The sequence below is a fragment of the Lelliottia sp. 489 genome, assembly GCF_050435885.1.
GTDB classification, from domain to species: Bacteria; Pseudomonadota; Gammaproteobacteria; order Enterobacterales; family Enterobacteriaceae; genus Enterobacter; species Enterobacter nimipressuralis.
Map to the genome: position 1 here is coordinate 421,306 of NZ_JBNDLC010000002.1, position 26,566 is coordinate 447,871.

26 protein-coding genes are annotated in these 26,566 nt (G+C 56.7%); 12 read left to right on the plus strand and 14 right to left on the minus strand.

The window, feature by feature from the left end; translation table 11 throughout:
* Window positions 1-15: 15 nt before the first annotated feature.
* The 5 genes from fimH to fimA form a co-directional block, all read right to left on the minus strand.
* Window positions 16-1,002: a type 1 fimbria D-mannose specific adhesin FimH gene (gene fimH / locus ABIE11_RS10015; protein ID WP_429184515.1), complete on the minus strand. Its 987-nt coding sequence runs from the start codon at window positions 1,000-1,002 to the stop codon at window positions 16-18.
* Window positions 1,003-1,015: 13 nt separating this feature from the next.
* On the minus strand, window positions 1,016-3,583 hold the full coding sequence (locus ABIE11_RS10020) for a fimbrial biogenesis usher protein (protein WP_102104248.1): 2,568 nt from the start codon (window positions 3,581-3,583) through the stop codon (window positions 1,016-1,018).
* 14 nt (window positions 3,584-3,597) lie between these two features.
* Entirely contained in the window at window positions 3,598-4,290 is a 693-nt protein-coding gene (gene fimC / locus ABIE11_RS10025) for a type 1 fimbria chaperone FimC (RefSeq protein ID WP_100777332.1), read from the minus strand.
* A gap of 43 nt (window positions 4,291-4,333) precedes the next feature.
* On the minus strand, window positions 4,334-4,879 hold the full coding sequence (gene fimI, locus ABIE11_RS10030; protein WP_102104249.1) for a type 1 fimbrial protein subunit FimI: 546 nt from the start codon (window positions 4,877-4,879) through the stop codon (window positions 4,334-4,336).
* 65 nt (window positions 4,880-4,944) lie between these two features.
* Complete coding sequence (gene fimA, locus ABIE11_RS10035) at window positions 4,945-5,499, minus strand: type 1 fimbrial major subunit FimA (protein WP_100777334.1); 555 nt, start codon at window positions 5,497-5,499, stop codon at window positions 4,945-4,947.
* Window positions 5,500-5,806: 307 nt separating this feature from the next.
* Here fimA and folD point away from each other — a divergent pair, with 307 nt between their 5' ends.
* From folD to malI, 4 genes are all read left to right on the plus strand, one after another.
* Window positions 5,807-6,673, plus strand: a complete 867-nt coding sequence (gene folD, locus ABIE11_RS10040; RefSeq protein ID WP_102104250.1) for a bifunctional methylenetetrahydrofolate dehydrogenase/methenyltetrahydrofolate cyclohydrolase FolD — start codon at window positions 5,807-5,809, stop codon at window positions 6,671-6,673.
* Between the two features lies 1 nt (window position 6,674).
* On the plus strand, window positions 6,675-6,887 hold the full coding sequence (ybcJ, locus tag ABIE11_RS10045; protein ID WP_194512806.1) for a ribosome-associated protein YbcJ: 213 nt from the start codon (window positions 6,675-6,677) through the stop codon (window positions 6,885-6,887).
* Between the two features lie 296 nt (window positions 6,888-7,183).
* On the plus strand, window positions 7,184-8,683 hold the full coding sequence (locus ABIE11_RS10050; protein ID WP_100777337.1) for a PTS transporter subunit EIIC: 1,500 nt from the start codon (window positions 7,184-7,186) through the stop codon (window positions 8,681-8,683).
* 83 nt (window positions 8,684-8,766) lie between these two features.
* Entirely contained in the window at window positions 8,767-9,783 is a 1,017-nt protein-coding gene (gene malI, locus ABIE11_RS10055) for a Mal regulon transcriptional regulator MalI (protein ID WP_102104251.1), read from the plus strand.
* Window positions 9,784-9,854: 71 nt separating this feature from the next.
* Here malI and cysS read toward each other — a convergent pair whose 3' ends face one another.
* A complete protein-coding gene (gene cysS, locus ABIE11_RS10060) occupies window positions 9,855-11,240 on the minus strand; it encodes a cysteine--tRNA ligase (RefSeq protein WP_102104252.1) in 1,386 nt (461 codons plus the stop codon).
* A 173-nt stretch (window positions 11,241-11,413) separates the two neighbouring features.
* Here cysS and ppiB point away from each other — a divergent pair, with 173 nt between their 5' ends.
* The 5 genes from ppiB to mnmH all read left to right on the plus strand — a co-directional run bounded on the left by ppiB (window position 11,414) and on the right by mnmH (window position 15,495).
* Window positions 11,414-11,908, plus strand: coding sequence for a peptidylprolyl isomerase B (gene ppiB / locus ABIE11_RS10065; RefSeq protein ID WP_107704116.1), 495 nt, complete (start codon window positions 11,414-11,416; stop codon window positions 11,906-11,908).
* Window positions 11,909-11,911: 3 nt separating this feature from the next.
* Complete coding sequence (gene lpxH / locus ABIE11_RS10070) at window positions 11,912-12,634, plus strand: UDP-2,3-diacylglucosamine diphosphatase (RefSeq protein ID WP_319423894.1); 723 nt, start codon at window positions 11,912-11,914, stop codon at window positions 12,632-12,634.
* A gap of 118 nt (window positions 12,635-12,752) precedes the next feature.
* Window positions 12,753-13,262, plus strand: a complete 510-nt coding sequence (purE, locus tag ABIE11_RS10075; RefSeq protein ID WP_429184426.1) for a 5-(carboxyamino)imidazole ribonucleotide mutase — start codon at window positions 12,753-12,755, stop codon at window positions 13,260-13,262.
* On the plus strand, window positions 13,259-14,326 hold the full coding sequence (purK, locus tag ABIE11_RS10080; protein WP_429184427.1) for a 5-(carboxyamino)imidazole ribonucleotide synthase: 1,068 nt from the start codon (window positions 13,259-13,261) through the stop codon (window positions 14,324-14,326). The genes purE and purK overlap by 4 nt, the downstream gene beginning before the upstream one ends.
* A gap of 98 nt (window positions 14,327-14,424) precedes the next feature.
* Window positions 14,425-15,495: a tRNA 2-selenouridine(34) synthase MnmH gene (gene mnmH / locus ABIE11_RS10085; protein WP_429184428.1), complete on the plus strand. Its 1,071-nt coding sequence runs from the start codon at window positions 14,425-14,427 to the stop codon at window positions 15,493-15,495.
* Between the two features lie 4 nt (window positions 15,496-15,499).
* On the opposite strand, the gene ABIE11_RS10090 is transcribed toward mnmH, so the two are convergent.
* The 6 genes from ABIE11_RS10090 to ybbA form a co-directional block, all read right to left on the minus strand.
* On the minus strand, window positions 15,500-16,159 hold the full coding sequence (locus tag ABIE11_RS10090; RefSeq protein WP_100777343.1) for a methionine ABC transporter permease: 660 nt from the start codon (window positions 16,157-16,159) through the stop codon (window positions 15,500-15,502).
* Complete coding sequence (gene sfbB / locus ABIE11_RS10095; RefSeq protein WP_100777344.1) at window positions 16,152-17,165, minus strand: virulence-associated ABC transporter ATP-binding protein SfbB; 1,014 nt, start codon at window positions 17,163-17,165, stop codon at window positions 16,152-16,154. Before sfbB ends, ABIE11_RS10090 begins: the two co-directional genes overlap by 8 nt.
* A 58-nt stretch (window positions 17,166-17,223) precedes the next feature.
* The gene (locus tag ABIE11_RS10100) at window positions 17,224-18,057 is read right to left on the minus strand and encodes a MetQ/NlpA family ABC transporter substrate-binding protein (protein WP_123429346.1); all 834 of its coding nucleotides are present in this window, start codon (window positions 18,055-18,057) and stop codon (window positions 17,224-17,226) included.
* Between the two features lie 256 nt (window positions 18,058-18,313).
* Window positions 18,314-19,465, minus strand: a complete 1,152-nt coding sequence (locus tag ABIE11_RS10105) for a porin (protein WP_181827920.1) — start codon at window positions 19,463-19,465, stop codon at window positions 18,314-18,316.
* Between the two features lie 176 nt (window positions 19,466-19,641).
* Entirely contained in the window at window positions 19,642-22,056 is a 2,415-nt protein-coding gene (gene ybbP / locus ABIE11_RS10110) for a putative ABC transporter permease subunit YbbP (RefSeq protein ID WP_429184429.1), read from the minus strand.
* The gene (gene ybbA / locus ABIE11_RS10115; RefSeq protein ID WP_100777348.1) at window positions 22,053-22,739 is read right to left on the minus strand and encodes a putative ABC transporter ATP-binding protein YbbA; all 687 of its coding nucleotides are present in this window, start codon (window positions 22,737-22,739) and stop codon (window positions 22,053-22,055) included. The genes ybbP and ybbA overlap by 4 nt, the downstream gene beginning before the upstream one ends.
* Here ybbA and tesA point away from each other — a divergent pair.
* The 3 genes from tesA to ABIE11_RS10130 are packed head-to-tail and all read left to right on the plus strand — an operon-like array spanning window position 22,707 to window position 25,046.
* Entirely contained in the window at window positions 22,707-23,333 is a 627-nt protein-coding gene (tesA, locus tag ABIE11_RS10120) for a multifunctional acyl-CoA thioesterase I/protease I/lysophospholipase L1 (RefSeq protein WP_100780759.1), read from the plus strand. The genes ybbA and tesA overlap by 33 nt on opposite strands.
* 28 nt (window positions 23,334-23,361) lie before the next feature.
* Window positions 23,362-24,132: an SDR family oxidoreductase gene (locus tag ABIE11_RS10125; protein WP_429184430.1), complete on the plus strand. Its 771-nt coding sequence runs from the start codon at window positions 23,362-23,364 to the stop codon at window positions 24,130-24,132.
* Between the two features lie 59 nt (window positions 24,133-24,191).
* Window positions 24,192-25,046: a co-chaperone YbbN gene (locus tag ABIE11_RS10130; RefSeq protein ID WP_102104260.1), complete on the plus strand. Its 855-nt coding sequence runs from the start codon at window positions 24,192-24,194 to the stop codon at window positions 25,044-25,046.
* 52 nt (window positions 25,047-25,098) lie between these two features.
* On the opposite strand, the gene fetB is transcribed toward ABIE11_RS10130, so the two are convergent.
* Together fetB and fetA are read right to left on the minus strand one after the other, a co-directional pair.
* Window positions 25,099-25,881, minus strand: a complete 783-nt coding sequence (gene fetB, locus ABIE11_RS10135) for an iron efflux ABC transporter permease subunit FetB (protein WP_100777351.1) — start codon at window positions 25,879-25,881, stop codon at window positions 25,099-25,101.
* Window positions 25,868-26,545, minus strand: coding sequence for an iron efflux ABC transporter ATP-binding subunit FetA (gene fetA, locus ABIE11_RS10140; protein WP_429184431.1), 678 nt, complete (start codon window positions 26,543-26,545; stop codon window positions 25,868-25,870). The genes fetB and fetA overlap by 14 nt, the downstream gene beginning before the upstream one ends.
* Window positions 26,546-26,566: the final 21 nt, after the last annotated feature.

Below are 26,566 nucleotides of genomic sequence, written 5' to 3' on the forward strand. Positions count from 1 at the left end.
CGCATCGCCCTCTCCTTAATCGTAATCCACGCGAAGATAGCCGCGTGAGGTGAAGCGCCCTTCGCTCGGTTTATTCCCGGTGACGCTCACCGGCCAGGCGGTGATCCCAATCACTGCCGAAGCGTTGTCATCCAGGCGGAACGGGATCTTGCTGGCAAGATTGTTGGGCGTCAGGGGCGTATTGTTCGTGCTGGCGACGATAAAACCGAGATCAGGATTATCAGAAACCAGCGCATTTCCGGACACTTTTTCCGTTTCCACTCGCATAGTCAGGTAGGCGTTGGCCTCCACGTTAGTGCATTTTATGGCGATGGTCTGGGTTTTAGGCGAGACGTTCTGCGGGCGATTTCCCGCCCCGGCCTGGCTAAACAGCGAGGCGCCAATATCACCAAAATCGAATTCCACCACCTTCCCGGCGTTAATCGCACAGCTTTGCGGCACCTGAATGGTTCCACTGTAGCTGATGGTGTACACCGGGGTCGTCAGCGGGTCCGATGAGGTGGTCGTAACATAGACCCGGAACATCGTCTGACGCGGGATCTCCACCATATTGATAAACCGCCGCGTCACCTTCAGGCGAAACACCAGATTCGAGTCTTTCACCCCGAAAGGTTTATTTTTAGAGACGTTCGGGTGGCTCCCCATCTGAATAAAATTCTGCGGCGGGTAAAACACGCCAGAGTAGCTGTCGGTGATCTTCATCGCGCCATCCAGATACTCATTCAGCTTCAGATATTTGTAGCCATCGATGGTGCTGGTGATTGGGAAATCAGTCACGTAGCTGCGCTTGGTGGTGTTGCCCGATGTCCCTTTCGGGCAGACCGCGTTGACCCCCACCCACTGGGATTTCTCCGCAAGCGTGACAATCTGCCCAATCTGGTTATTGGAACTATTAAACTTATCCGTCAGATCGTAATAGATATCCGTCGGCACACCGTTTTCGTTAGCACAGACCGTGGCCAGCGCCTGCGTGACAGGAAGCATTACCAGCAGCGCGGCCATCAGGTATCGACTCTTAATCACAGCGAATCTCCTTCATCGTGATTGCCTGTTGCAGGCTCTTTTCAGGCAGGACGTACGGCGCGTGGCACTGGGCGCTGGCGCCGTTGCCCCACTGAACCAGCAGCTCGCCTTTAAGCGGCAGCCCGCTGAGGTAAATTTGCCCGTCATCGCCCACCATGCTGGTGACGCCGCTTCCGGTTTCGCGCACTACGGCACCGAAAGGCACCGGCTGATTGCCGCGCATGACGGTCAGCAGCGCACGAACGCCAATGCGCGTATCAAAGCTGGCACGCACTAGCGCACCGTTGGTCGGCACCACGCTGCTGACGTTGTTTTCGATATCGGTACTGTTGTTCATGGTATTGGTATCCAGCGCCACGCGGTTGTAGCGATAGACCGTGGCGTAAGGCATCACGGCGTAACCCCGCCAGTCGGTTTTCACACCGGTCTGGTTTTCGACATTCACCCCGGACGCGCCCGGTGCTTTGATTAGCACGTTGGTATCCCCCAGCGGCTGGCTGAAGGTCACACCGTCCGCATGGCCTACAACGCCGCCTGACATTTGCCAGTTCAGATCGTGCTGGTCGCGGGAATAGTTGTATCCGGCCCCGAAAGTGCCGTAGGTGGCCTGCCAGTTTGCGCTGGCGCTGCCGCTTGCACCGTTGGTGCTGGTGTGTCCCTGACTCACGCTGTAGTTCAGGTTTCGATCTTCCAGCAAGGTGCCGCTGACGCCGGTCTGCCAGGTGGTATCTCCGCTGCTGTTGCGGCTGGCAGAGGCCGTGGCGTAGGCGCGATCGAAGGCGCTGTCACGGCGATAACCGTGGCGGGTAAACAGGCTGAACGGAACAGACACGTTGAACGAGGCCAGCTTGTCTGTGCCATCAATACCCACCGCCTGATTCCACGACCAGGAGACGGAATAGCTCACGCCCCGCCAGCCACCGGCATAACCCAGCTGATACCAGACGCTGGAATCGCTGGTTCCCCAGTAGGTTTGCTCGCTGCCCGACACATAGAGCGACCCGTAATCCCCCAGCGACTGAGAGATGTTCACCTGGAAGCGCCCTTTTTTGTTCCACGTCAGATTGTGATAACTCACCACATCCGACACGCCATTCTCGTCCTTGCTGTCGCTGTACTGGTAACCTTCCATGGCTTTCCACGCCACGTCATCCAGGGTGTAGAACCCTTTGGTGGAATAGCGATAGCCAAGCAGCTGGAAGTTAGTCCCGAATCCGTTCAGGGATTTGGCGTACAGGAAGCGTAAAGATTGCCCTTCGTGACGACTGTCGTCAGCCAGCTGGCTGCGCGCCTGGGTGACATCGAGTGAAATCGCCCCCCAGTCGCCGAAGTTTTTCCCCGCACCAAGCGCGATGGCGCTGTAGCGCGAGGCGAGCTGGGTGCCGCCATACAGGGTGTAACCGTTGCTCAGGCCCGCAATCAGCGTGCCCTGGGTGAAGAACGGCGTGTCCTGATCGTCGTTTCCGCTGCGGTAATCCCCCGCCACCAGATCGTATTTCATGCGGCCTTCACGCTGTAAGAGCGGCACCGTGGAGTACGGCACCGTATAGCGCTGCGGGTTGCCGTCTTTCTCTTCAACCGTGACCTCAAGGTCGCCGCTCGACGACGTCGGGTTCAGATCGCTGATGGCAAATGCCCCTGCCTGAACGTAGCTCTGATAGATGACATACCCGTTCTGGCGGATCACCACTTTCGCCGGGGTGCGGGCAATCCCGCGCACGGTCGGCGCGTAGCCCTGCATGCTGTCCGGGTACATGCTGTCAGAGGAGTACATGCGCAGCCCGCGGAAACCGAGACTGTCGAACACGTCATTCCCGGTGTTGCTGTCCCCGGCCACTAGCTCGCTTTTCAGGGGAATGATTGTCCGCTGGGCGGATGTGCTGATGTTCTGCCACTCGCGATGGCTTTCCCCGTTGCTCTCGGTATAGCGCCACGCCCCGTTGTTACGCAGCCGCCACGGGCCATAGTTCAGCCCGCTTTGCAGATTCAGGTAGTAGCTGTTGTCGGCGTCATTGCCTTTGTTGCCGCTGAAGCTGTAGTTCAGTAGCAGCGCCGGTATGCCTTCGTCCCACTGATCCGGCGGAATATAGCCGCGCGCGCTGTTCTGCATTGCCACCTGCGGCAGGCTGACGTTCAGGCGCAGCGAGGCAAAATTGAAGCCAATCTCCGAGCCGGGGATCGCCGTCGCCAGCGGAACGCAGGTTTCGCCGGTCACGTTAAGCAGTTCAGGGAAGGCAGTAATGTTGACGCCAAAGCGGTCCAGCATCGCGCGCGTGATGCACGGCGACAGCCCGCCCGCGACCGGAGGTGTATTTTCATCCCCGGCCTCAAAGCGGACATCCTGGGTACCGATAAATTCATCGTTACGCCAGATATCCACGCGATAGGTGCCAGGCGCCTGCTGATGCCCCTGCTCAAAGCGCGACAGATCCGCCACGCCCGCCGTGTCATCAGACAAAAACGCGGGGTTAAAATAGTTCTCAGACCAGGCTATCCCCGGGCAGAGCACCGCCATTATGGCCAGCACACACGGGCGGTAACGCCATCGTGAAGGATTCATCACTGTGACTCTGCTCAAAGACTGACGCGACGCGCGGGAGTAATCGCGCCGTAATCATTCACGCTCTGCCAGGAGAGCGTGCCGCTGGCCCCGTCAGGTAGCGCCTGCTGGGCTGAATTCTTCGGCGCAATCATGATATTTTCCAGCTTCTTCCCGCCCAGTTGCAGGTTCACCAGCGTGACGTAATAGGGTGAAGCATTGCTGACTTTCAGGTGGTTGCCCGCGCGTTCAAAGCGCAGCTGTGAAAGCGCCTCTTCCGGCTGCATCGCCAGATTTTTTGGTCGCACAAACAGTTTGATACGCGACAGAATCGCCAGCTGCAGAACGTTTTTTCCTTCCAGGTTGGCTTTGTTCACCGAAGGAATGGCCTTCACGTTCATGTAAAACAGGGATTCGCGGTCCGTTGGCAGCGGCGGCCCCGCATAGATAATGCGCAGCGTGTTCTCGCTGTCGGGTTCGCTGACAAACAGCGGCGGCGTGACCGCGAAGGTTTTTTCTTTCTGCCCGCGATCGTTTTCAATCCACGCGTTAATTAAATAGCGCTCTTGTTTATTGCTGTTCGTGATCGCGAGCGATGTCTGTTTCGCGTCGGCCGGATAAATCACGCGCGTCGCCCCCAGAGCAATCCCACCGGATGCCTGAACGGGCAGAGAAATCATCATCAAAATAAGCGAAAAGATCAGTCCTGGTTTTATTAGGGAGTTCATCACAACAATACCTTTACTATTAAGTTCGCAGGCGTGTACGACGTTATGGATAAATCAACGTAAACCAGACATCCGACTGAATATTGCCCGGCACAAGGTGTTCTGAAATAGCCCGATAGCGCGCACTGAAATGAAAGTTCAGCTCGGGCGTGTCGATCGGCAGCATATTATTGGCGGTGGCGTTGGGAATAATCTGTCGCTTCTGCGAATCAAAAAGTGCCAGCCCAATCCCGCTACTGACGCGGCTGTTGCCGGGACGGGATGTTGCCAGAAAAACCTGCGGATCTTCAGCGGGCGTAATGCCCTGAAACATCATCCCGACCGTGCGGGAAACATCCACACTGCAATCCACCAGACGCAGGGTAAAAGGCACATCCACCGTCGAAAAACTGCCCACACCGTGAAAGGCGTTGGTGCGATACTGCCCCATCTCCACGCGCAGGCTTTGACTCTCGGGCGCCACGGCGCAACCGCCGTTGACCAGCTCACCTTTGAGATGTACCCGTCCGCCATCCACCACCACGCGGTGCGCCATCACAGGCTGTACGGCAGTAATCGTCAGCAGAAATAGAAGCCCAATTCTGGTCATCCTTAGCCCTCGATGTGGATCAAACTGGCCTCTTCCCTGAGGCCCGGTCTTCCCTGAAAAGCCGATTATTCGTATTTCAAGACGAAAGTGGCGTCCGCGTTCGCCTGACCAGGCTCAGTGGTTGCCGCAGTCGATTTGTAGCGTGCGGTGAAGTTCAGGGTGTTGGTCCCTGCGATCAGCGTTTTCGCTGCGGAGAAGGTTGCACCGTCTGGTGTCAGGGTGCTGGACGCGCTATCCAGGATCTCGATACCAACACCTTTAGCCGTGTTGTCGTTATCGCCTGCGGTTACAGCCAGCAGGGTTTTATCGGTCGCATCAATCTGGCCGGTGAAGGCAACAGCAGCGGTGGCAGCCACTTCTGGATCGCAATCATTCAGTTCAATGTTGAACGGAATATTAGAAGTGGTATCGCCCACTTTCGTGAATTTAGCGGTACGATATTGACCCAGAGTCACGATCTGATCCGCAGATTCAGTATTTACTGCGCATGCCGCATTAACTAATTCACCTTTAAAGTGAACGGTACCGCCATTGACGGAAACGGGATCTGCTGCATGAGCTGCACCCGCAACCAATACCAGCGAAGCAATGACGGAAGAAGCAATATTGCTAAGTTTCATATCTGTTCCTTTGGAATGTAAAAAGCCCTTCCCGGGTTAATTCGGGAATAAAAAACACATTCAATTGCGTAATTGAAAGTTTATTTTGGAAGCAACAAAGTAGCCCACGGACAAATATTAAAACAGGTCAAAACACTGCGATAATTCCAGGCTACATCCTAATTTCCCTTAGGAAAAGACCATTCAATGAGCAGGGTTTAGGGCCTGATTGTGGAAATCTCTCAATGGGTGACTGACAGCGGGCCTCGCTTCTGACAAAATATAGGCAATCCCCCTTTCAAACGTTACAGACGGAATCCTCTCTCTGATGGCAGCAAAGATTATTGACGGTAAAACGATTGCGCAGCAGGTGCGCTCTGAGGTCGCGGAAAAAGTGAAGGCGCGTACAGCGGCCGGAAAACGCGCTCCAGGGTTAGCCGTTGTGCTGGTTGGCAGCAACCCGGCATCGCAAATTTATGTCGGCAGTAAACGTAAAGCATGTGAAGAGGTGGGCTTCGTCTCCCGTTCCTACGATCTGCCTGAAACTACCAGCGAAGCAGAACTGCTTGAGCTGATTGACACCCTGAATGCCGACGACGCGATCGACGGTATTCTGGTGCAGTTGCCGCTGCCTGCAGGCATCGACAACGTGAAGGTGCTGGAGCGTATCGCACCGGATAAAGACGTGGACGGTTTCCATCCGTATAACGTCGGACGTCTGTGTCAGCGCGCACCGCGTCTGCGTCCGTGTACGCCGCGCGGTATTGTGACGCTGCTGGAGCGCTACAACATCGACACCTACGGTCTGAACGCCGTGGTGATTGGCGCATCCAACATCGTTGGCCGCCCGATGAGCATGGAGCTGCTGCTGGCCGGTTGCACCACCACCGTGACGCACCGCTTTACCAAAAACCTGCGTCAGCACGTCGAGAATGCCGACCTGCTGATCGTGGCGGTCGGTAAGCCGGGCTTTATTCCGGGCGAGTGGATCAAAGAAGGCGCCATCGTAGTGGACGTGGGTATTAACCGTCTGGAAAACGGCAAAGTGGTGGGTGACGTGGTATTTGAAGACGCCGCCGCGCGCGCGTCTTACATCACACCGGTACCGGGTGGCGTGGGTCCAATGACCGTAGCAACCCTGATTCAGAATACATTGCAAGCATGCGTTGAGTATCACGACGCAGAGGAAGCGTAAGATGGCAACATTTTCATTAGGTAAACACCCGCACGTTGAACTGTGCGATCTGCTGAAGCTGGAAGGCTGGAGCGAAAGCGGCGCACAGGCGAAGATTTTCATCGCCGACGGCCTGGTTAAAGTCGATGGCGTGATTGAAACCCGCAAGCGCTGCAAAATTGTCGCAGGGCAGACGGTCACCTTCGAAAACCAGAGCATCACCATTACCGCCTGAGTCGCTCAAGGCCCGGCGGCGCTTCGCATGTCGGGCCAATGACGCGTGATTGGTGTTTGTAGACCGGGTAAGGCATTTCCGCCGCCCGGTATTTTCCCCCTCTCAGCCCCCTGATCTCCCCTCAACCATAACGGTTAATTCTCGATCAACTTCAAAGAATCACTATTTCGTTTGTTGAAATGTGAAAATTAAGTTGCACGAATTTCAGGCTTCTCTCACGATAAGTAGAACGTTCTACTAAAACGTTCTACTTACAATAACAGCGCCTCTCAAAGCGCTTCTCGGGGGAAATCAGCATGAGTCTGATATCAGGGTTTGTTAAATCGTTGTCTAAGTTATCGATGATTGGTCGCGCGTTGATGCTGCCAATTTCACTGCTTCCTGCTGCGGGCCTGCTGTTAGCCTTCGGCGATAAATTCCACATGCCGCTGATGATGAACGCCGGTGGGGTCATTTTTGATAATCTGCCGATGCTGTTCGCCATTGGTTCTGCCGTCGGCCTGGCGTCTGAATCCGGGATCGCAGCCCTGTCGGCGGCGGTATCGGTGTTTGTCACTAACATCACCATCGGCACCGTTCTGAGCATTACACCGGAAATGGCCTCCCAGGGCGGGAAATACGCCATGGTGGTGGGCATTCCGACACTGCAAATGGGCGTTTTCGGCGGGCTTATCTGCGGTATTCTTGCGGCCTGGTGCTATAACCGCTTCCACACCATGCAGCTGCCGGAATTCCTCGGCTTCTTCTCCGGCAAACGTTTTGTCGCCATCGCCACTGCGTTTCTGTCATTCGTTCTCGGTTTGCTGCTGCCGTATGTCTGGCAGCACATTCAGGCGGGGATCGATGCCCTGTCGGTGATTGTGAACGGCGATAATCAGGCGGCCTCGACCTTTATCTTTGGTCTGGTTGAACGTGCGTTAATCCCGCTCGGCCTGCATCACATCTGGTATCCGTCGTTCTGGTACTCGTTTGGCGATTACACTACCCAGGCGGGCCAGGTGATCCACGGCGATCAGACAATCTGGTTCAAAATGCTGGAAGAAGGGACCAAATCCTTTAGCAGCGACACCTACCAGAACGCCGGTAAATTCATGCAGGGCGAGTTCCCGCTGATGTTGTTCGCGCTGCCAGCGGCCTGTCTGGCGATGTATCACGAAGCGCACACCAAGAATAAAAAAATCGCCTTCGGTATTCTGTTCTCGGCGGCGCTGACCTGCTTCCTGACGGGCATCACCGAGCCGGTGGAATTCACCTTTATCTTCGTGGCCCCAATCCTGTACGTCTTTAACGCTATTATGGCGGGTCTGGCCTACATGACGATGTACCTTCTGCACGCTCACATCGCCAAATCCTTCTCTGCGGGCCTGATTGACTACATTTCGTTTGGTATCCTGCCGTCGTTCAACGGCTATCAGACTAACTTCCTCAACGCGGTGATCATCGGTATTCCGATGGCGCTGATCTACTACTTCACCTTCCGCTTCGTCATCCGCCGTTTCGACGTCAAAACGCCGGGCCGCACGGAAGTGACCGCCACCACGGATGATAAAACCGACACCGAAATCGCGACCGAAATCATCGGCCTGCTGGGTGGCGCGAAAAACATCGACTCCGTCGGCTCCTGTATCACTCGTCTGCGTCTGGAAGTGGCGAAGAGTGATGAAGTGGATAAAGACGGGCTGAACGGTCTGGGTGCGCGCGGCGTCGTCTTCGTCGGCGATAACGGAATTCAGGTGATTTTCGGTGCCAGAGCACAGTTTATCGCCCAGACCATGTCCACCATGATCGGTAAATAATAAGATGCCGGACCGGCACGTCTCCTGTACTCTGGGAGGCGTGTCTTATCTGGCTGATAATCGAGAAATTTCAGGGAGCGAGTTTGAAGAAAGTCAGCATTATTGATGTCGCAAAACACGCAGGCGTATCGGTGTCCACCGTCTCGCTGGTGTTACGTCAGAAAGGGAAAATCTCAGAGGCAACGATTGAGAAAGTCCACGCTGCCATCAATACGCTTGGCTACATTCATAACGTCGCTGCCGCCAATCTTCGCGCCAACACCTCCAATCTTATCGGCCTGATCCTGCGTGATTTCAGCGACAGTTTCTCCATCAAAGTGATGGCGAGCATCGTGCAGGAGCTGGAAAAGCAAGGCTATATGGTTTTCCTCGGGCAGCCGCTTAACGATCACGAACATCTTGAGCGCTGCCTGCTTTCGTTTAAACAGCAGGGCGTCGCCGGGGTGATCTATCTGGCGTCCGATACGCGAACCTCCACGCTTCCGGCGCAAATCCGCGAATGCCCGTTACCGCTGGTCGTGGTCTCCCAGTCCTTGCTGAATGAAACCTGCAATCTGGTGATGCGCGATAATCGCCAGGCGGCGAATCTCGCCACCCGTTATCTGATTGAGCGCGGGCATCGTAATATCGCCTATATCGGCGGGCGGGAAGGCTGTCTGATCCGCGAGCAGCGCCTGCTCGGTTTTCGCAGCGCGATGACGCAATACGGCCTGGTGAACCGCGAAGAATCCGCCCCGGTCTGTAGCGACGATACCCAGGCGGCGGGGTTTATCACCCGTCAGCTGCTGGAAAAAAACAACACCATCACCGCCCTGCTCTGCCATTCGCCGGATGCGATGATCGGTTCGATTTCCGGGATTCATCAGGTCGGGCGTACCGTCGGGAAAGATGTGTTTCTGACGCAGCAGGTCGCGCTGGTCGGGTTTGAAGATATGCTGCATGTGAATCTGACCTCGCCGTCCTTCACCTATGTGTCGTCGGCGAGTGAAGAGACGGGCCGTCAGGCGGCCGGTTTAATGATTCGCAAGCTGAAAGAGCCGGATCTGCAAACGCAGCGGATCACCCTTTCCGGGCAGCTGATCGCGCGGGAGTCGGCCTAGAAATAGCAAAACGCCCGAACATGTCGGGCGCTTTATTGGCTGTTTTACGGCATTGACCGGGTAACAGTGACCTACTTACGACGCCAGGTGGTGCCCTGCGGGCCATCTTCCAGGATGATCCCCATTTCGGTCAGGCGATTACGCGCCGCATCCGCCGCCGCCCAGTCTTTCGCCTGACGCGCTTCCAGACGCGCTTTGATCAACGCCTCAATTTCCGCCACTTCGCCATCGTCCGCCTGCGCGCTGCTTTGCAGGAACACTTCCGGCTCTTGCTCCAGCAGGCCGAGCACCGCAGAGAGTTTACGCAGATGAGCGGCCAGCGCGTTCGCGGCAGCCATATCTTCTGTTTTCAGGCGGTTCACTTCACGCGCCATATCAAACAGCACCGAGTAGGCTTCCGGGGTGTTGAAATCGTCGTTCATCACCTCGATAAAGCGTGCTTCGAACGCATCGCCCCCTGCCGGTGCGACAGATTTGTCGGTGCCGCGCAGCGCAGTGTACAGACGCTCCAGCGCAGAACGCGCCTGTTTCAGGTTCTCTTCGCTGTAGTTCAGCTGGCTGCGGTAGTGGCCGGACATCAGGAAGTAGCGAACGGTTTCCGCGTCGTAATATTTCAGCACGTCGCGCACGGTAAAGAAGTTGCCCAGTGATTTGGACATCTTTTCGCGATCGACCATCACCATGCCGGAGTGCATCCAGTAGTTCACGTACTCGCCGCCGTGAGCACAGGTGGACTGAGCGATTTCATTTTCATGGTGCGGGAACATCAGATCCGACCCGCCGCCGTGAATATCAAAATGCTTGCCGAGCTGCTTGCAGTTCATCGCCGAGCACTCAATGTGCCAGCCCGGACGCCCTTCGCCCCACGGGGATGGCCAGCTTGGTTCACCGGCTTTGGACATTTTCCAGAGTACGAAGTCCATCGGGTTGCGCTTCACGTCAACGACGTCAACGCGCGCACCGGCCTGCAGCTGGTCCAGATCCTGGCGAGAGAGCTGGCCGTAGTTCGGATCGGTCGGCACCGAGAACATCACATCGCCGTTGTCGGCAACATAGGCGTGACCACGGGCGATCAGCTTTTCAGTGATATCGATAATTTCATGAATGTGGTGCGTGGCACGCGGCTCGCTGTCCGGACGCAGAATATTGAGTGCATCAAAATCTTTGTGCATCTCGGCGATCATGCGGTCCACCAGCGCAACAAAACTCTCACCGTTTTCATTAGCGCGTTTAATGATTTTGTCATCAATGTCGGTGATGTTACGCACATACTTGAGCGTATAGCCCAGGAAACGCAGGTAGCGAGAGACCACGTCGAACGAGACAAAAGTACGCCCATGACCGATATGACAGAGATCGTAAACAGTGATACCACACACGTACATGCCGACTTCCCCGGCATGGATAGGTTTAAATTCCTCTTTTTGGCGCGTCAGAGTATTAAAGATTTTTAACATCGAAGATTCCGTGTAGACGTGTGTGGATAATAAAGTCTGTATAATACCCATAATTCAGACCGGAATCAGCACACAATGCAAGATGATCCCGTCTTACGGTTATGCTATAACAGCCCTCTTATCTGTGACCTTACAGAGGTCGACGTACCACAATACCGGAACAGGATGCAAAAATGGTTACTTTCCACACTAATCATGGCGATATCGTCATCAAAACTTTTGACGATAAAGCGCCTGAAACAGTTAAAAACTTCCTGGACTACTGCCGCGAAGGTTTCTACAACAACACTATTTTCCACCGCGTGATCAATGGCTTTATGATTCAGGGCGGCGGTTTTGAACCTGGCATGAACCAGAAAGAAACCAAAGAAGCGATCAAAAACGAAGCGAACAACGGTCTGAAAAACACCCGTGGTACGCTGGCAATGGCGCGTACCCAGGCTCCACACTCTGCGACTGCCCAGTTCTTCATCAACGTGGCTGACAATGACTTCCTGAACTTCTCCGGCGAAAGCATGCAGGGCTGGGGCTACTGCGTATTCGCAGAAGTGGTTGAAGGCATGGACGTGGTTGAGAAAATCAAAGGCGTGGCAACTGGCCGCAGCGGTATGCATCAGGACGTTCCTAAAGAAGACGTTATCATTACCAGCGTGACCGTCAGCGAGTAATTGGTGGCGACACTCTTTATTGCAGACCTCCATCTGCAAACAGAAGAACCGGCGATCACCGCCGGTTTTCTGCGTTTTTTACAAGGCGAAGCCCGCTCTGCCGACGCGCTCTACATTCTGGGCGATCTCTTTGAAGCCTGGATTGGCGACGACGATCCCAACCCTCTGCACCGTGAAATCGCCGCCGCCATCAAAGCGCTGGTTGATTCCGGCGTCCCCTGCTTCTTCATCCATGGCAATCGCGATTTTCTGATTGGCAAACGCTTTGCCCGTGAAAGCGGCATGACGTTGCTGCCGGAAGAACAGGTGCTCGATCTCTACGGTCGCAAGGTGCTGATCATGCACGGCGACACGCTCTGTACCGACGATACCGGCTATCTGGCGTTTCGCGCCAAAGTCCATACGCCATGGATTCAGACCCTGTTTCTTGCTCTGCCGCTGTTTATCCGCAACCGCATTGCCGCCAAAATGCGCGCAGGCAGTAAAGCCGCCAACAGCAGCAAATCCCTGTCCATCATGGATGTGAATCCGCAGGCGGTTATCGAGGTGATGGAAAAACATCGCGTGCAATGGCTTATCCACGGCCATACCCACCGCCCGGACGTCCACACGCTGTCCGCCAACGGAGAGCCCGCGCACCGCGTCGTGTTAGGCGCCTGGCATACGGAAGGCTCAATGGTAAAAGTCACGCCAGACGGTATAGAACTGATCCCTTTCCCGTTTTAATCCCCCTCTGTTTGTTGCCGAAATCATCGCTACGCAATCGTTTTCCTGCTCGTAATTTAATGCTATTCTCTGTGCCCTCAAAGCAGTGTGTTCCGCACCCACAGGAGTTTTAAGACGCATGTCTTCCCGCAATAATCCGGCGCGTGTCGCCATCGTGATGGGGTCCAAAAGCGACTGGGCTACCATGCAGTTTGCCGCCGAAATCTTCGAAATCCTGAACGTTCCACATCATATTGAAGTGGTCTCCGCGCACCGTACTCCCGATAAACTGTTCAGCTTCGCCGAAGGCGCAGAAGAGAACGGCTATCAGGTGATCATTGCCGGTGCGGGCGGTGCTGCACATCTGCCAGGCATGATTGCCGCCAAAACGCTGGTGCCGGTGCTGGGCGTGCCGGTGCAAAGTGCCTCCCTGAGCGGCGTCGACAGCCTCTATTCCATCGTACAGATGCCGCGCGGGATCCCGGTCGGTACGCTGGCGATTGGCAAAGCGGGTGCCGCGAACGCTGCGCTGCTGGCGGCACAAATTCTGGCAACACACGATAAAGAGCTACATCAGCGTCTGGCAGAGTGGCGTAAAGCCCAGACCGACGAGGTGCTGGAGAATCCGGATCCGCGAGGTGAGGCATGAAACAAGTCTGCGTCCTTGGGAACGGTCAGTTGGGCCGAATGCTGCGTCAGGCAGGTGAGCCGCTGGGCATCAGCGTCTGGCCCGTCGGGCTGGACGCCGAGCCGGAAGCCGTGCCGTTTCAGCAAAGCGTTATCACCGCTGAAATCGAGCGCTGGCCGGAAACCGCGTTAACCCGCGAGCTGGCGCGTCATAACGCCTTTGTGAACCGCGATGTGTTCCCGATTATTGCTGACCGACTGACGCAAAAACAGCTGTTCGACAAGCTGGGCCTGGCGACGGCCCCGTGGCAACTGCTGGCGGATAAACGCGAATGGCCGGCTGTCTTCGAGACCCTCGGCGAGCTGGCGATCGTGAAGCGTCGCACCGGCGGCTACGACGGGCGCGGCCAGTGGCGTTTACGTGCAAACGAAACCGCCGAGCTGCCTGACGAGTGCTACGGCGAATGTATCGTCGAGCAGGGGATCAATTTTAGCGGCGAAGTGTCGCTGGTTGGCGCGCGCGCCCATGACGGCAGCACGGTGTTTTATCCCCTGACCCATAACCTGCATCAGGACGGTATTCTGCGCACCAGCGTGGTGTTCCCGCAGGCGAACGCCGCTCAGCAGGCGCAGGCCGAAGATATGCTCTCAGCCATCATGCATGAGCTGGGCTACGTCGGCGTCATGGCGATGGAGTGCTTTATCACGCCAGCCGGTCTGCTGATCAACGAACTCGCCCCGCGCGTGCATAACAGTGGCCACTGGACGCAAAACGGCGCCTCTATCAGCCAGTTTGAGCTGCACCTGCGCGCCATCACCGATCTGCCGCTGCCGCAGCCGGTGGTGAACAGCCCGTCGGTGATGATCAATCTCATCGGTACCGATCTGAATTATGACTGGCTGAAACTGCCGCTGGTCCATCTGCACTGGTACGACAAAGAGGTGCGCGAAGGCCGTAAAGTCGGGCATCTCAATCTGAACGATGACGACGCTGGCCGCCTGAGCGCCACCCTCGAAGCGATGGTTCCGCTGCTGCCACCTGAGTACGCAAGCGGCATCGCCTGGGCGCAAAGCAAACTCAAATAAGGTCTAAATGCCGGGGAGTTGATCTTTTCCTTCCCCGGCATCTTTCAACGCGCGTAAAATCCCCGCCTATTGCTGTTTTGTTTCCTTCAGGACTTCTCATGAACGATGGAACGGACTATCGCGCGATCCTTGCCGCCGATACCCCTTTACTCGACGTTCGCGCGCCGATCGAATTCACCCAGGGCGCCATGCCTGCTGCGCTCAATCTGCCGCTGATGAACGACGACGAACGCGCCGCCGTGGGCACGTGCTATAAACGCCAGGGGCCAGAAGCCGCGCTGGCGTTGGGCCATAGTCTGGTCAGCGGCGACACGCGGGAAGAGCGGATTAACGCCTGGCGCGACGCCTGTCTGGCAAACCCTGGCGGCTATCTCTGCTGCGCGCGTGGCGGGCAGCGCTCGCACATTGCCCAGGCGTGGCTAAACGCGGTGGGCATTGATTACCCGCTGATTGTGGGCGGCTACAAAGCCCTGCGTCAGACCGCGATCCAAGCCACCGCCGAACAGGTGCAAAAGCCGATGGTGCTGATTGGCGGCTGTACCGGCAGCGGCAAAACGCTGCTGGTTAAACAGCACGCGTCGGGCATCGACCTGGAGGGGCTGGCGCGTCATCGCGGCTCATCCTTTGGCCGCACGCTTAATGCCCAGCTGTCGCAGGCCAGTTTTGAAAATCACCTGGCCGTCGCGCTGCTGAAAAAGGACGCCGCGCGCTGGGTGCTGGAAGACGAAGGCCGCATGATTGGCTCCAACCATCTGCCGGAGTGTCTGCGCGAGCGCATGGCGGAATCACCTATCGTGGTGGTGGACGATCCTTTTGATATCCGTCTTGAACGCCTGCGCGAGGAGTATTTCGCGCACATGTGGCAGGATTTTTCAGCCGCATTCGGCGAAGAAAAAGGCTGGCAGGAGTACACCGATTATCTGCACCACGGTCTGTTTGCCATCCGCCGCCGTCTGGGGTTACAGCGGTTTGCAGAGTTCAGCGCCTTACTTGATTCCGCGCTCATCGAGCAGCAGCGCACCGGACGTACCGAGGCGCACTATTCCTGGCTTGCGCCACTGCTCAATGACTATTACGACCCGATGTACCGCTTTCAGCTGGCGAAAAAAGCCGACAAAATTGTCTTTCGGGGCGAATTTAACGCGGTGGCCGCCTGGCTGGCGGCCTGATTCTCTAACGGCGATCGCGCTTATCGGCGCGTTTCGCCAGCCAGTCGCCCAGCACCTGAACAATCTGCACCAGCACGATCAGCGCGATCACGGTGACAACCATCACCTGGGTTTCGTAACGGTAATAGCCGTAGCGGATCGCCAGATCCCCTACCCCACCGCCGCCGACAATTCCCGCCATCGCCGAGTAACCGATCAGGCTCACCAGCGTAATGGTCAGGCCGCGCAGCAGCCCGGCGCTCGCTTCCGGCAGTAAAACAGTGCAGATAATCCGCATCGGGCTGGCACCAAAGGCTTCTGCCGCTTCGATGATCCCCTTGTCCACTTCTCGTAGCGCGCTGTCCACCAGACGGGCGTAAAACGCAATCGCCGCCACGGAGAGCGGAACCGACGCCGCAATCGGACCGATGGTGTTGCCGAGCAGCAGCTGCGTCAACGGCAGCAGCAGAACCAGCAGGATCACGAACGGTACCGAACGGATAATGTTCACCAGCACGGAGCTCACCAGATAGACAGCGCGGTTTTGCCAGAACAGGTGGCGGTCGGTGACAAAAATTAAAAAGCCGAGCGGCAGGCCGCCAATTATCGCCAGCACCGTTGAGATGCTCAGCATCTGGAAGGTTTCGTTAAACGCAAGGCCCAGATCGGCCACTAAATCATCCACGGATCACCTCCACCTGGGCTGTACGATGACGAATATGTTCCACGGCAGACGCCACCACGGACGGGTCATCCGCCGTCAGCTGCACCACCAGAATCCCCAGCGCGCGTTCACCGATGTACTCGATTTTGCCGTGCAGAATATTCACCGCCACGCCAAATTTAATCGCCACATCCGAGAGCACGGGCTGCTCGGCGGAATCACCGATAAACAGAATTTTCAGCAGTTGCCCCGGCAGGTGCTGCTGCAACCGCTCCGGCAGGGTCAGGTTCAGAGTATGGGAGACCAGTTGCTGCGTGAACGGATGCTGCGGATGGGCAAAGACGTCAAACACCTCGCCCAGCTCCACCACTTCGCCGCCGGACATCACCGCCACGCGATCGCAGATAGATTTGATCACGTTCATCTCATGGGTGATCAGCACGATCGTGATCCCCATCTGCTGGTTGATCTGCTTCAGCAGCGCCAGAATGGTAGCCGAGGTTTCCAGATCCAGCGCGGATGTCGGTTCGTCGCAGAGCAGGACGTCAGGATGGTTGGCAATCGCACGGGCGATCCCCACGCGCTGTTTCTGCCCGCCGCTCAGCTGCACCGGGTAGCGATTCGCTTTGTCCGTCAGCCCGACCAGGGCGAGGATCTCCGCCACGCGCGGGGCAATATTGCTGCGCGCCCATCCGGCGGCTTTGAGGCTAAACGCCACGTTCTGCGCCACCGTGCGGGTATGCATTAAATTGAAATGCTGGAAAATCATGCCAATACGCTGGCGCGCTTTACGCAGATTCACGCCGTCGAGGGCAGAAATCTCCACGCCGTTAACATTCACGCGGCCCGCGCTCGGGCGCTGAAGCGCGTTAAGGGTGCGCAGCAGCGTGCTTTTCCCGGCGCCGCTGGTGCCGACAATGCCAAAAATCTCGCCCGCCGCAATCGTCAGGCTGACGTCGGAAACCGCGCGGGTGGAAGGTCCACGTCCTGTCTGGAAGTCGACGCATACCTTGTCTAACTCAATCATGACTACCTCAGAAATGCGAAAAGGGCAGACTCGGCTGCCCTGTCGATCGGTTACGCGATTACGGTTTTGCGGCCGTCATCCAGTCCGGTTTCTGGAAAGCGGTATACACGTTTTTCGGATCGTCGATCACCGCGCGATAGGCCGGGGACTGCACCACCGCCACGATATCTTTCGCGAAGGGTTTATCCGCATCTTCCGTGCGTACGGCGATGATATTTTTCAGGTTTTCATCGAGATGCTCCTGCGCCAGAGCGCTGGAGAGATCCAGCCCGGCGGCAATCGCAAAGTTGCCGTTCACCAGCGAGGCCGTGACACTATCAAGCGTGCGCGGCAGCTGCGCGGCTTCCAGCGGTTTGAAGACCAGCCCTTTCGGGTTGCTGGCAATATCGCGCTCAGAGGCTTTGGTCGGATCGATGTTGTCTTTGATGGTGATTAATTTCAGGGACTGCAGGAAACGCAGGCCGCGCGCGAGGTTGGTCGGGTCGTTTGACAGGGTCACAATATCGCCCTTTTTAAGCTGATCCAGGCTCTTGATCTGGCGCGAGTAAAAGCCCATTCCCGCAGTCGGCACGGTGAGTAATTTGGTCAGTTTCAGCCCTTTATCCGCCGTGAACTTATTAAAATAGAGCGAGTGCTGGAACAGGTTAGCGTCGATGCTGCCGTTTGAGAGCGCCATATTCGGCTGCACGTAATCACTGAATTCGCGCACCACGACTTTGTAGCCCTTCTCTTTCAACGAGGGGGCAATGGCCTGTTTCACCATATCGCCGTAAGGGCCTGGGGCGACGCCAAACACAATGGTGTGCGGATCGCTGTTAGCGTGGGCGGTCTGCAAACCGCAGAGCAGCAAAAGCGCACCGGCAGCGGCGCGAAGCGTGTGACGAATTCCCATGAGATCTCCATTTCAAAGCGGTGTGACGTTGTGATGCCCCGTACGATGCGGGGCAGAGTCTGTTTAACATGACACAGATCACAAGCGGCTGTCCTTGAAATTATTTCATGATGTTGCGGAATATGTCGTTGAATGTGCAGGAAATTGGGAAATGCGTTTTATGGGAAAGGATAGACCGTGCGCGTATATGAACGGGGGAGATCGGCACAGTTCGTGGCCCCGGTAGCAACGTGCCACCGGGGCCACGCGTTCAGACTTAGAAGTCGTAACGCAGACGTACCAGGTTCATATCACCCAGGTCGTCGGTGCTAGAGGTAAAGACGTGCTCGTAATCAACACGGAAACCGTAATCCAGCTGGAAGCTCACACCCACGCCATTATCGGTGCGCTGGTAGTTGCGGCCATTCACATACTCAATACGATCGCCCATCACGTACGGCTGAACGGATTTCAGCGCATACTGACCAACCGGGATTTTGTAGCCCGCGAAGTATTCAATACCCCACGCATCACCGGCAAAGTAGTCGTTCACGGACACTTTTTTGGTGGTCATGAAGTTCTGATACCAGCCGCCGCCTGCGGAGAAGGTCCAGTTGTCCGGGGTCCAGCTCAGTGCCGTACCGAGGATATTCTGGTCGTAAGATTTGCTGTCGCCGTTATCCGGGTTACGCATATCCGCACGGGTGTAGTTCCACGCCGCGCCCCAGGTCAGGTCGGTAGTCAGGTGGTAATCCAGACCCAGTGAACCGCCGCCTTTACGTTTGTAACGCAGGCCGTTACCTGGCAGGTATTCACCGTCTTCAAACAGGTAGGAGGCGTAGATATCGGCATCTCCCACGGTTTTCTTATATTTCAGCATTTTGCGTGAACGATAAGAGCCGTCGTAGTCGCCGTTGATGCCGTTACCCGGAGCCTGACCGATCATGTCGTAGTCCCAGATATCGGTTTTCGCGCCCACCACATCGTAATAGACGCTGTTCTGTTGACCGAAGGTCAGCGTACCCCAGGTATCGCTTTTCAGGCCGGTGTAGAGCATACGGCGAGAGGTGTCGTTCGCGCCTTCTGCGTAGTGATTATCCCAGTCGAACAGCGCCGGAATGTTCACACCCAGCTCGTAGTAGCTTATCCAGCTGATGTCATCGAACAGGTAGTAATCTGCGGCGAAACGGAAACGTGTACCGCCGTCGAAGCCGTTACGCTTGTAAGAACCTTTGTCGCCGTCACCCGTCATCATGTTGAACTGAGGACGAATACTGCCGCCAACGGTGAAGTTAAGACGGCTCAGGGGGTTGCCCGCCTGCGGATCTTGTTTCAGTACGGTGATTTCCGCTTGTGCTGCGAAAGACGCCAATGCCACTGCCGCGCCGATCGTTGCCGCCAGCGCTGTTTTTTTTATGGTCATTATTATTCCTTGATAGACACGCTGCTAATTATTTAGCAGACAAATAATATCCGGAATTAAACGAGCCGTGGTGTTGGGTTTTTAATGTTTTGTGCTGCTAAAAGTGGGGGTATTATCGATTTGTGCTACTTAATGATTACACACCAGTATATAAACCGGTGCGTAATCATCACGTGAGGGAATTAACTGGCAAACTGACGGAACAGGGCTTTGCCTTTTAGCAGACGCGTTCCCAGCCAGCCGCCGCACAAGGAGAGCAGCACTGCGCCGGAGACCGGAAGGATCAGCCACAGCCGCCAGTCCGGCTCCCACGGGAAGTCGAAGACTTTGGTCTGGAGCACGGCCAGCGCGGTTTCTGCACCGATGGCCGCCACCAGTCCCGACACCAGCCCCAGCAGCGCAAACTCGCACCACAGGGTTGTGCGCAGCAGGGATTTACTCGCGCCGAGCGTGCGGTACACCACCAGCTCCTGATGGCGCTGTCGCATTCCCACCTGCATCTGCGCCAGCAGCAGCAATAGGCCGCAGGCGGTGACCAGCACCACCATGACCTCCAGCGCACGGCTTACCTGCTCCAGCACCTGGCCGACCTGTTTCAGGATCGCGCCAATATCCAGCAGGCTCACCGTCGGGAACTCGCGGTTCAGCTGCGTCAGCATGCCGTTGCCGTTTTCCCAGCGGAAGCTGGTCAGCCAGCTTTGCGGCTGCCCGTCGAGCGCCCCGGACGGGAAGATAAAGAAGAAGTTCGGACGCAGGCTTTCCCAGTCCACTTTACGCAGACTGGTCACTTTGGCGCTAAAGTCCTGGGTATCGCCAGTGAACGTCACCGTATCACCTAAACCGACTTTCAGCCGTGCAGCCAGCCCTTCTTCCATCGACACTTCACCCGCTTTTGGCGGCCAGTTTCCGGCGGTAATCGGGTTATGATCCGGACGCTTGTCCTGCCAGGTCAGATTCAGCTCACGGTTAAGCGCCTCGTCCTGATTCCCCTCCGTCGGCTTGCCGTTAATCTGCGTCAGCCGCGCGCGGACAATCGGATAGAACGACTCGGGCACAATCTGATGCTCAGACAGGAAAGCCTTCAGCGGCGTGACCTGCTCCGGCGCGATGTTAATCAGGAAATAGTTCGGGCTTTCCGGCGGCAGCTGCTGCTGCCAGCGGTCAAGCAGATCGCCGCGCAGCACCAGCAGCATCGCCAGCAGCATAAAGGAGAGTGAAAATGCCGACAGCTGGCTGAGGGTAGACCACGGCTGGCGCAGCAGACGATTAACCGCCAGACGCACGGGCAGGGATTTCAGCGTCAGCCCTTTCAGCACGTTCAGCAGCATCCAGCCCAGCACGCCGCACAGCAGCGCCAGCACAACGGCACCGGCCAGCACCGCCCACAGTAACATGCTGCCGCCCATCAGCCAGGCGAGCAACATCACCACCACTGCCACCACAACCGGCAGATAGAATTTCAGCGGCCAGACGCTGGCGACCACATCCCTGCGCAGCACCCGCAACGGCTGTGTGGCCAGCAGCAGGCGATAAGGGCGCAGCCCCACCAGCAGCGAAATCACCACCATCGCCCCCATGGCCCACAGCCAGGGCCACAGGCTGGCTGGCGGAAGTGCGGCAGGCAGCACCGGTTTCAGCAGGATCATCAGCACTTTTTCAAACAGCAGCCCAATCGCCCCGCCGGTGATAGCAGACAACGCCAGCACCATCAGCCACTGGCCAACGATCAGCTTACGCAACTGCGCCCTGCCCGCGCCGAGGGTTTTCAGGATCGCCACCAGATCGTAGCGGCTGCGGCAGTAGTGCCCCATCGCTACCGCCACGGCAGCAACCGCCAGCAGCATGGTCAGCAGCGCAGAGAGCAGTAAAAACTGCTGCGAGCGTTCGAGGGATTTCCCCAGCGCGCCGTCGTCCTGCTCCATGCCAATCCAGCGATGTTCCGGTTTCAGCTGCGGTTTCAGCCACTTTTCGTAGGCGTCGATCTGCGCAGGCGTGCCACCAAATTTGTAGCGCCAGGTGACGCGGCTGCCCGGTTGTACAGCCCCGGTTTTTGCCACATCAGCGGTATTCATCAGCAGACGCGGTGCCATCTGGAAGGGGTTAAAGCCGGAATCCGGCTCCTGCACCACTTCCCCGGCGATTTTCAGCGTGGCATCGCCCACGTCGATGCTGTCGCCGGTTTTCAGGTTCAGCAGCGCCATCAGCCGCGGAGCCAGTAGCACTGAGCCTGCCGTTGGTTTTAAGCCCGGCGGCTCGGTTTGCAGCTCGCCGTACATGGGATAGATGTCGTCGACCGCTTTCACGCTCGCCAGCTGGGGCGTATCAGCGGCGAAGGTCATGGTCTGGAAACTCAACTGCTGACCGACCTTCAGCCCCTGTTTACGCGCCTCATCGATCCACGCCTGCGGCACATCGCGTGAGCTGCTCAGGGTGCGGTCACCCGCCATAAACTCGCGGCTTTGCTGGCTTAAGCCCTTTTCCATACGATCGCTGACGCTGCCGAGCGCCAGCACGCAGGCCACCGCCAGACTCAGCGCCAGCCAGACAATCAACAGCGAGGGCGAGCGCCATTCGCGCCAGAACCAGCGTGCAATCATGCTTCCTCCTGCAATTGCCCGTTAACCAGACGCAGACGTCTGTCGCAGCGGGCGGCAAGCTGCGGATCGTGGGTGACCAGAATCAGCGTGGTGCCGTGCTCGCGGTTGAGAGAGAAGAGTAAATCGGCAATTTTATCGCCGGTCTGCCGATCGAGATTCCCCGTCGGCTCATCGGCAAACAGCACCTCCGGGCGACCGTTGAACGCCCGCGCCAAGGCCACACGCTGCTGCTCGCCACCGGAAAGCTGCGCCGGGAGATGATCCAGACGCTTGCCTAACCCAAGCTGCTCCAGCAGCGCTTTTGCACTGCTGCGGCTCTGACTGGCATTTTCACCGCGCAGCAGACCCGGCAGCTCAACGTTTTCCAGCGCATTGAGGGTCGGGATGAGCATGAAGGACTGAAACACAAAGCCGATATGCTTTGCTCGCAGCGCCGCACGCGCCTCTTCATCGAGCTTATGCAGCGGCTGACCGACCAGGTTGACCTCCCCGCTGCTGCCATCGTCCAGCCCGGCCAGAATCGCCAGCAGGGTGGACTTACCGGAACCGGATTCACCAATCAGCGCAATGGTTTCAGCGCGTTTGACAACGAGTTCAACTCCGGTGAGGATGGATAGCTCGTGCTCACCCTGACCGACGGACTTCTTAAGATGATGAACTGCAACAATGTTTTCCGCTGGCATTTGCCCTTCCTGTTTCTGATTCTGATGACCTTTCGCGCCGCTGCGGCGGACACGTTACTGGTGCTGGGTGACAGCCTGAGTGCGGGCTACCGGATGGCGGCCACTGCCGCCTGGCCTGCGCTGCTCAACGATAAGTGGCAGACCCAAACGCCGGTGCTGAATGCCAGCATCAGCGGCGATACGTCCCAGCAGGGGCTTGCGCGCCTGCCTGCTTTGCTCAAACAACATCAACCGCGCTGGGTGCTGGTCGAACTGGGCGGTAACGACGGTCTGCGGGGATTCCAGCCGCAACAGACAGAAGAAACCTTACGCAAAATTATTACGGATATTCAGGCCGCCAATGCGCAGCCGTTATTAATGCAAATTCGTCTGCCTGCGAACTACGGACGCCGTTATAATGAGGCCTTTAGCGCCATCTATCCCAAGCTTGCCAAAGAATTCGATATTCCGCTGCTGCCATTTTTCATGGAGGAGGTCTATCTGAAACCGCAATGGATGCAGGATGACGGTATTCACCCCAATCGCGACGCCCAGCCCTTTATTGCAGACTGGATGGCGACTCGACTGGCTCCTCTAGTTAAACATGACTCTTAATTAAGCGGAGATCCTGACAGGTAAAGTTATGCAAAAATCGGTCTTAATTACAGGATGTTCCAGCGGAATTGGCCTTGAAAGCGCGTTCGAACTGAAGCGCCAGGGATTTTGGGTAATCGCCGCATGCCGGAAACAAGAAGACGTGGAACGCATGAACAGCAAAGGTTTTCAGGGCGTGTTACTGGATCTGGACTCGCCGGAAAGCATTGAACGCGCCGCCGCAGAAGTGATCGCCCTCACGGGTAATCGTCTGTACGGCCTGTTTAACAACGCCGGTTTCGGCGTGTACGGCCCGCTGCAAACCATCTCGCGCGAGCAGCTTGAGCAGCAGTTTTCCACCAACTTTTTTGGCATCCACCAGCTGACCATGGCGCTGTTGCCTGCGATGCTGCCCCACGGAGAAGGCCGCATTGTGATGACCTCGTCGGTGATGGGCCTGATCTCCACGCCGGGCCGCGGGGCGTATGCCGCCAGCAAATATGCGCTGGAGGCCTGGTCAGATGCCTTACGCATGGAGCTGCGCCACAGCGGTATTAAGGTCAGCCTGATTGAGCCTGGCCCGATTCGCACCCGTTTCACAGAAAACGTAAATCAAACCCTGTCCGACAATCCGGTCGAAAATCCTGGCATTGCGGCACGCTTTACCCTCGGACCAGAGGCAGTTGTCACCAAAGTGCGCCATGCTTTTGAAAGCGATCGCCCGAAAATACGCTATCCGGTGACCCTCGTCACCCACGCCGTGGGCTGGCTCAAACGTCTGCTGCCGGGGCGCATGATGGATAAAATTTTACGCGGTTGAGTTGAAGCCACGCTCCTCATCCCCCATGTATTTGTCAAATTGATAAAAGAGAATGCCGTATGTCCGTACAGAATATTGTCAACATCACTGAAGCGAACCTGCACCAGACACTCGAAGTGTCGATGACCAAACCTGTGCTGTTCTATTTCTGGTCCGAGCGCAGCCAGCACTGTCTTGAGCTGACGCCGGTGCTGGAAAGCCTGGCGGCGCAGTACAACGGTCAGTTCCTGCTGGCAAAACTGGACTGCGACGCCGAGCAGATGGTGGCCTCCCAGTTTGGTCTGCGTGCCATTCCAACCGTCTATCTGTTCCAGAATGGTCAGCCCGTAGATGGCTTCCAGGGCCCGCAGCCCGAAGAGGCGGTTCGCGCCCTGCTCGATAAAGTGCTGCCGCGCGAAGAGGAGCTGAAAGCGCAGCAGGCGCTGGCGTTGATTCAGGAAGGCAAACACGACGAAGCGCTGCCGCTGTTGAAAGAGGCGTGGCAGATGTCGAACCAGGACAGCCAGATTGGCCTGCTGCTGGCGCAGACGCAGATTGAACTGCACCGTTCCGAAGAGGCTGAAGCGGTGCTGAAAACCATTCCGCTGCAGGATCAGGATACCCGTTATCAGGGTCTGGTAGCGCAAATTGAGTTGCTGAAACAGGCGGCTGACACGCCGGAAATCCAGCAGTTGCAGCAGCAGGTAGCCGAGAATCCTGACGATGCGGCGCTGGCCAGCCAGCTAGCGTTACAGCTTCATCAGGTCGGACGTAACGAAGAGGCGCTGGAGCTGCTGTTTAGCCATCTGAAAAAGGATCTGGCAGCTGCTGACGGCCAGGCACGTAAAATGTTCCAGGAGATCCTGGCGGCACTGGGTACCGGCGATGCGCTGGCCTCAAAGTATCGTCGCCAGCTTTACGCCCTGCTCTACTAATCCAGTCTGAAAGCCGGGCAAGCGACATGCTGCCCGGCAACACACCTGCGCGTTACTCTGCTTTTTTCAATTGCGTCACCACCAGCTGATGGCGCGAGTTGTAGAATTTTCGATAGGTTAAATAGCAGGCGATAATGGTCGAAAGGCTGGCCGTCGAGAGCAGCATAAACGTCACCATAATCTGATATTTAATCGCTTTCACGGGATCAATACCGGCAAAAATCAGCCCGGACATCATCCCCGGTAGACTCACTAGTCCGACCGTTTTCGCCGAATCGACCGTTGGGATCAGCGACGATCGTATACTCTCACGGATCAATCGCGCCGACGCCGTTTTTGGCGTGGCTCCCAGGCTGAGTTTCTCCTGGATCTGCTGCTGCTCACTGCTAAAACGCTGGCCGAGATTGTTGTAGCACAACCCCACCGCCACCATCGCGTTACCCGCAATCATCCCGGAAATCGGGATCACCTGCATCGGTGAAAACTCAATCGATCCCGACAGCACCAGCACTGCCAGCGTCAACGCCGTGCCGGTGGTAATGGCGATAAACGAAGAGATAAAGGCCTTGTCGATGTATTTACTGCGTTTTTGCGCATTCCACGCGGCGTTAAAGCAGATAAACAGCACCATCAGCAGCGTCAGCACCGCGTGGTTGACGTTGAAAATATACTTCAGCACATAGCCGACGATAATCAGCTGAATGACCGCCCGGCAAATGCTCCACACAATGTCCTTTTCCAGACCGAGCTTCTCCCGATGGCTGACCAGAATCGCCACCAGGACCAGCACCATCGAAAGCGCCAGTGATTCGTTGGTAATATTATGCTCGTTCACGGTTTTCCTCCTTCATCTTCCCGCCCTGTGGCTGAAGGGTAATCACCTCATCTGCATGGGCAATCTCACCGGCGTCGTGCGTTATCCACAGCACCGCAATGTTGTTCTTTTTGGCGTAGCGATGAATGATCTCATTCACGTTGCGTTTGTTGTTTTCGTCGAGGGCGCTGGTCACTTCATCCAGCAGCAGCACTTTGGGCAGAAACTGCAGATTACGAATCAGCGAGACGCGCTGTTTTTCACCGCCGGAAAGTTCGTTTACGGACTTTGTCAGGGTTTCCGCTGGCAGACTAAAACGCGCCAGATCGGCAATGAATTTTTCCGGTTCGGGGGCTTTATCGCGGATCTGCCAGGGGAAGATCAGATTGTCGTACACCGTCTCACCAAACAGCGAGGGCGTTTGCACGCAGTAGGAGACCTGCTGGCGATAATGCTCGGGTGTGAGCGTCGTGATGTCCTTGTCTTCAAAGAAAATGTGCCCTTCCGTCGGGCTGAGGAGTGAGGCGATAATCTTCAGCAACGTGCTTTTACCGCAGCCAGACGGGCCCGTGATGAGCCTGAATTCCCCTGGCTGCACGTTGAAGCTAATCTGCTGCAATATCGTGGTTTCGCCCACGCGAAAACCCACGTTCCTGAGTTCCAGAAGCGCATTATTATCCTTCATATTATTTCCCGTTTTTTAATT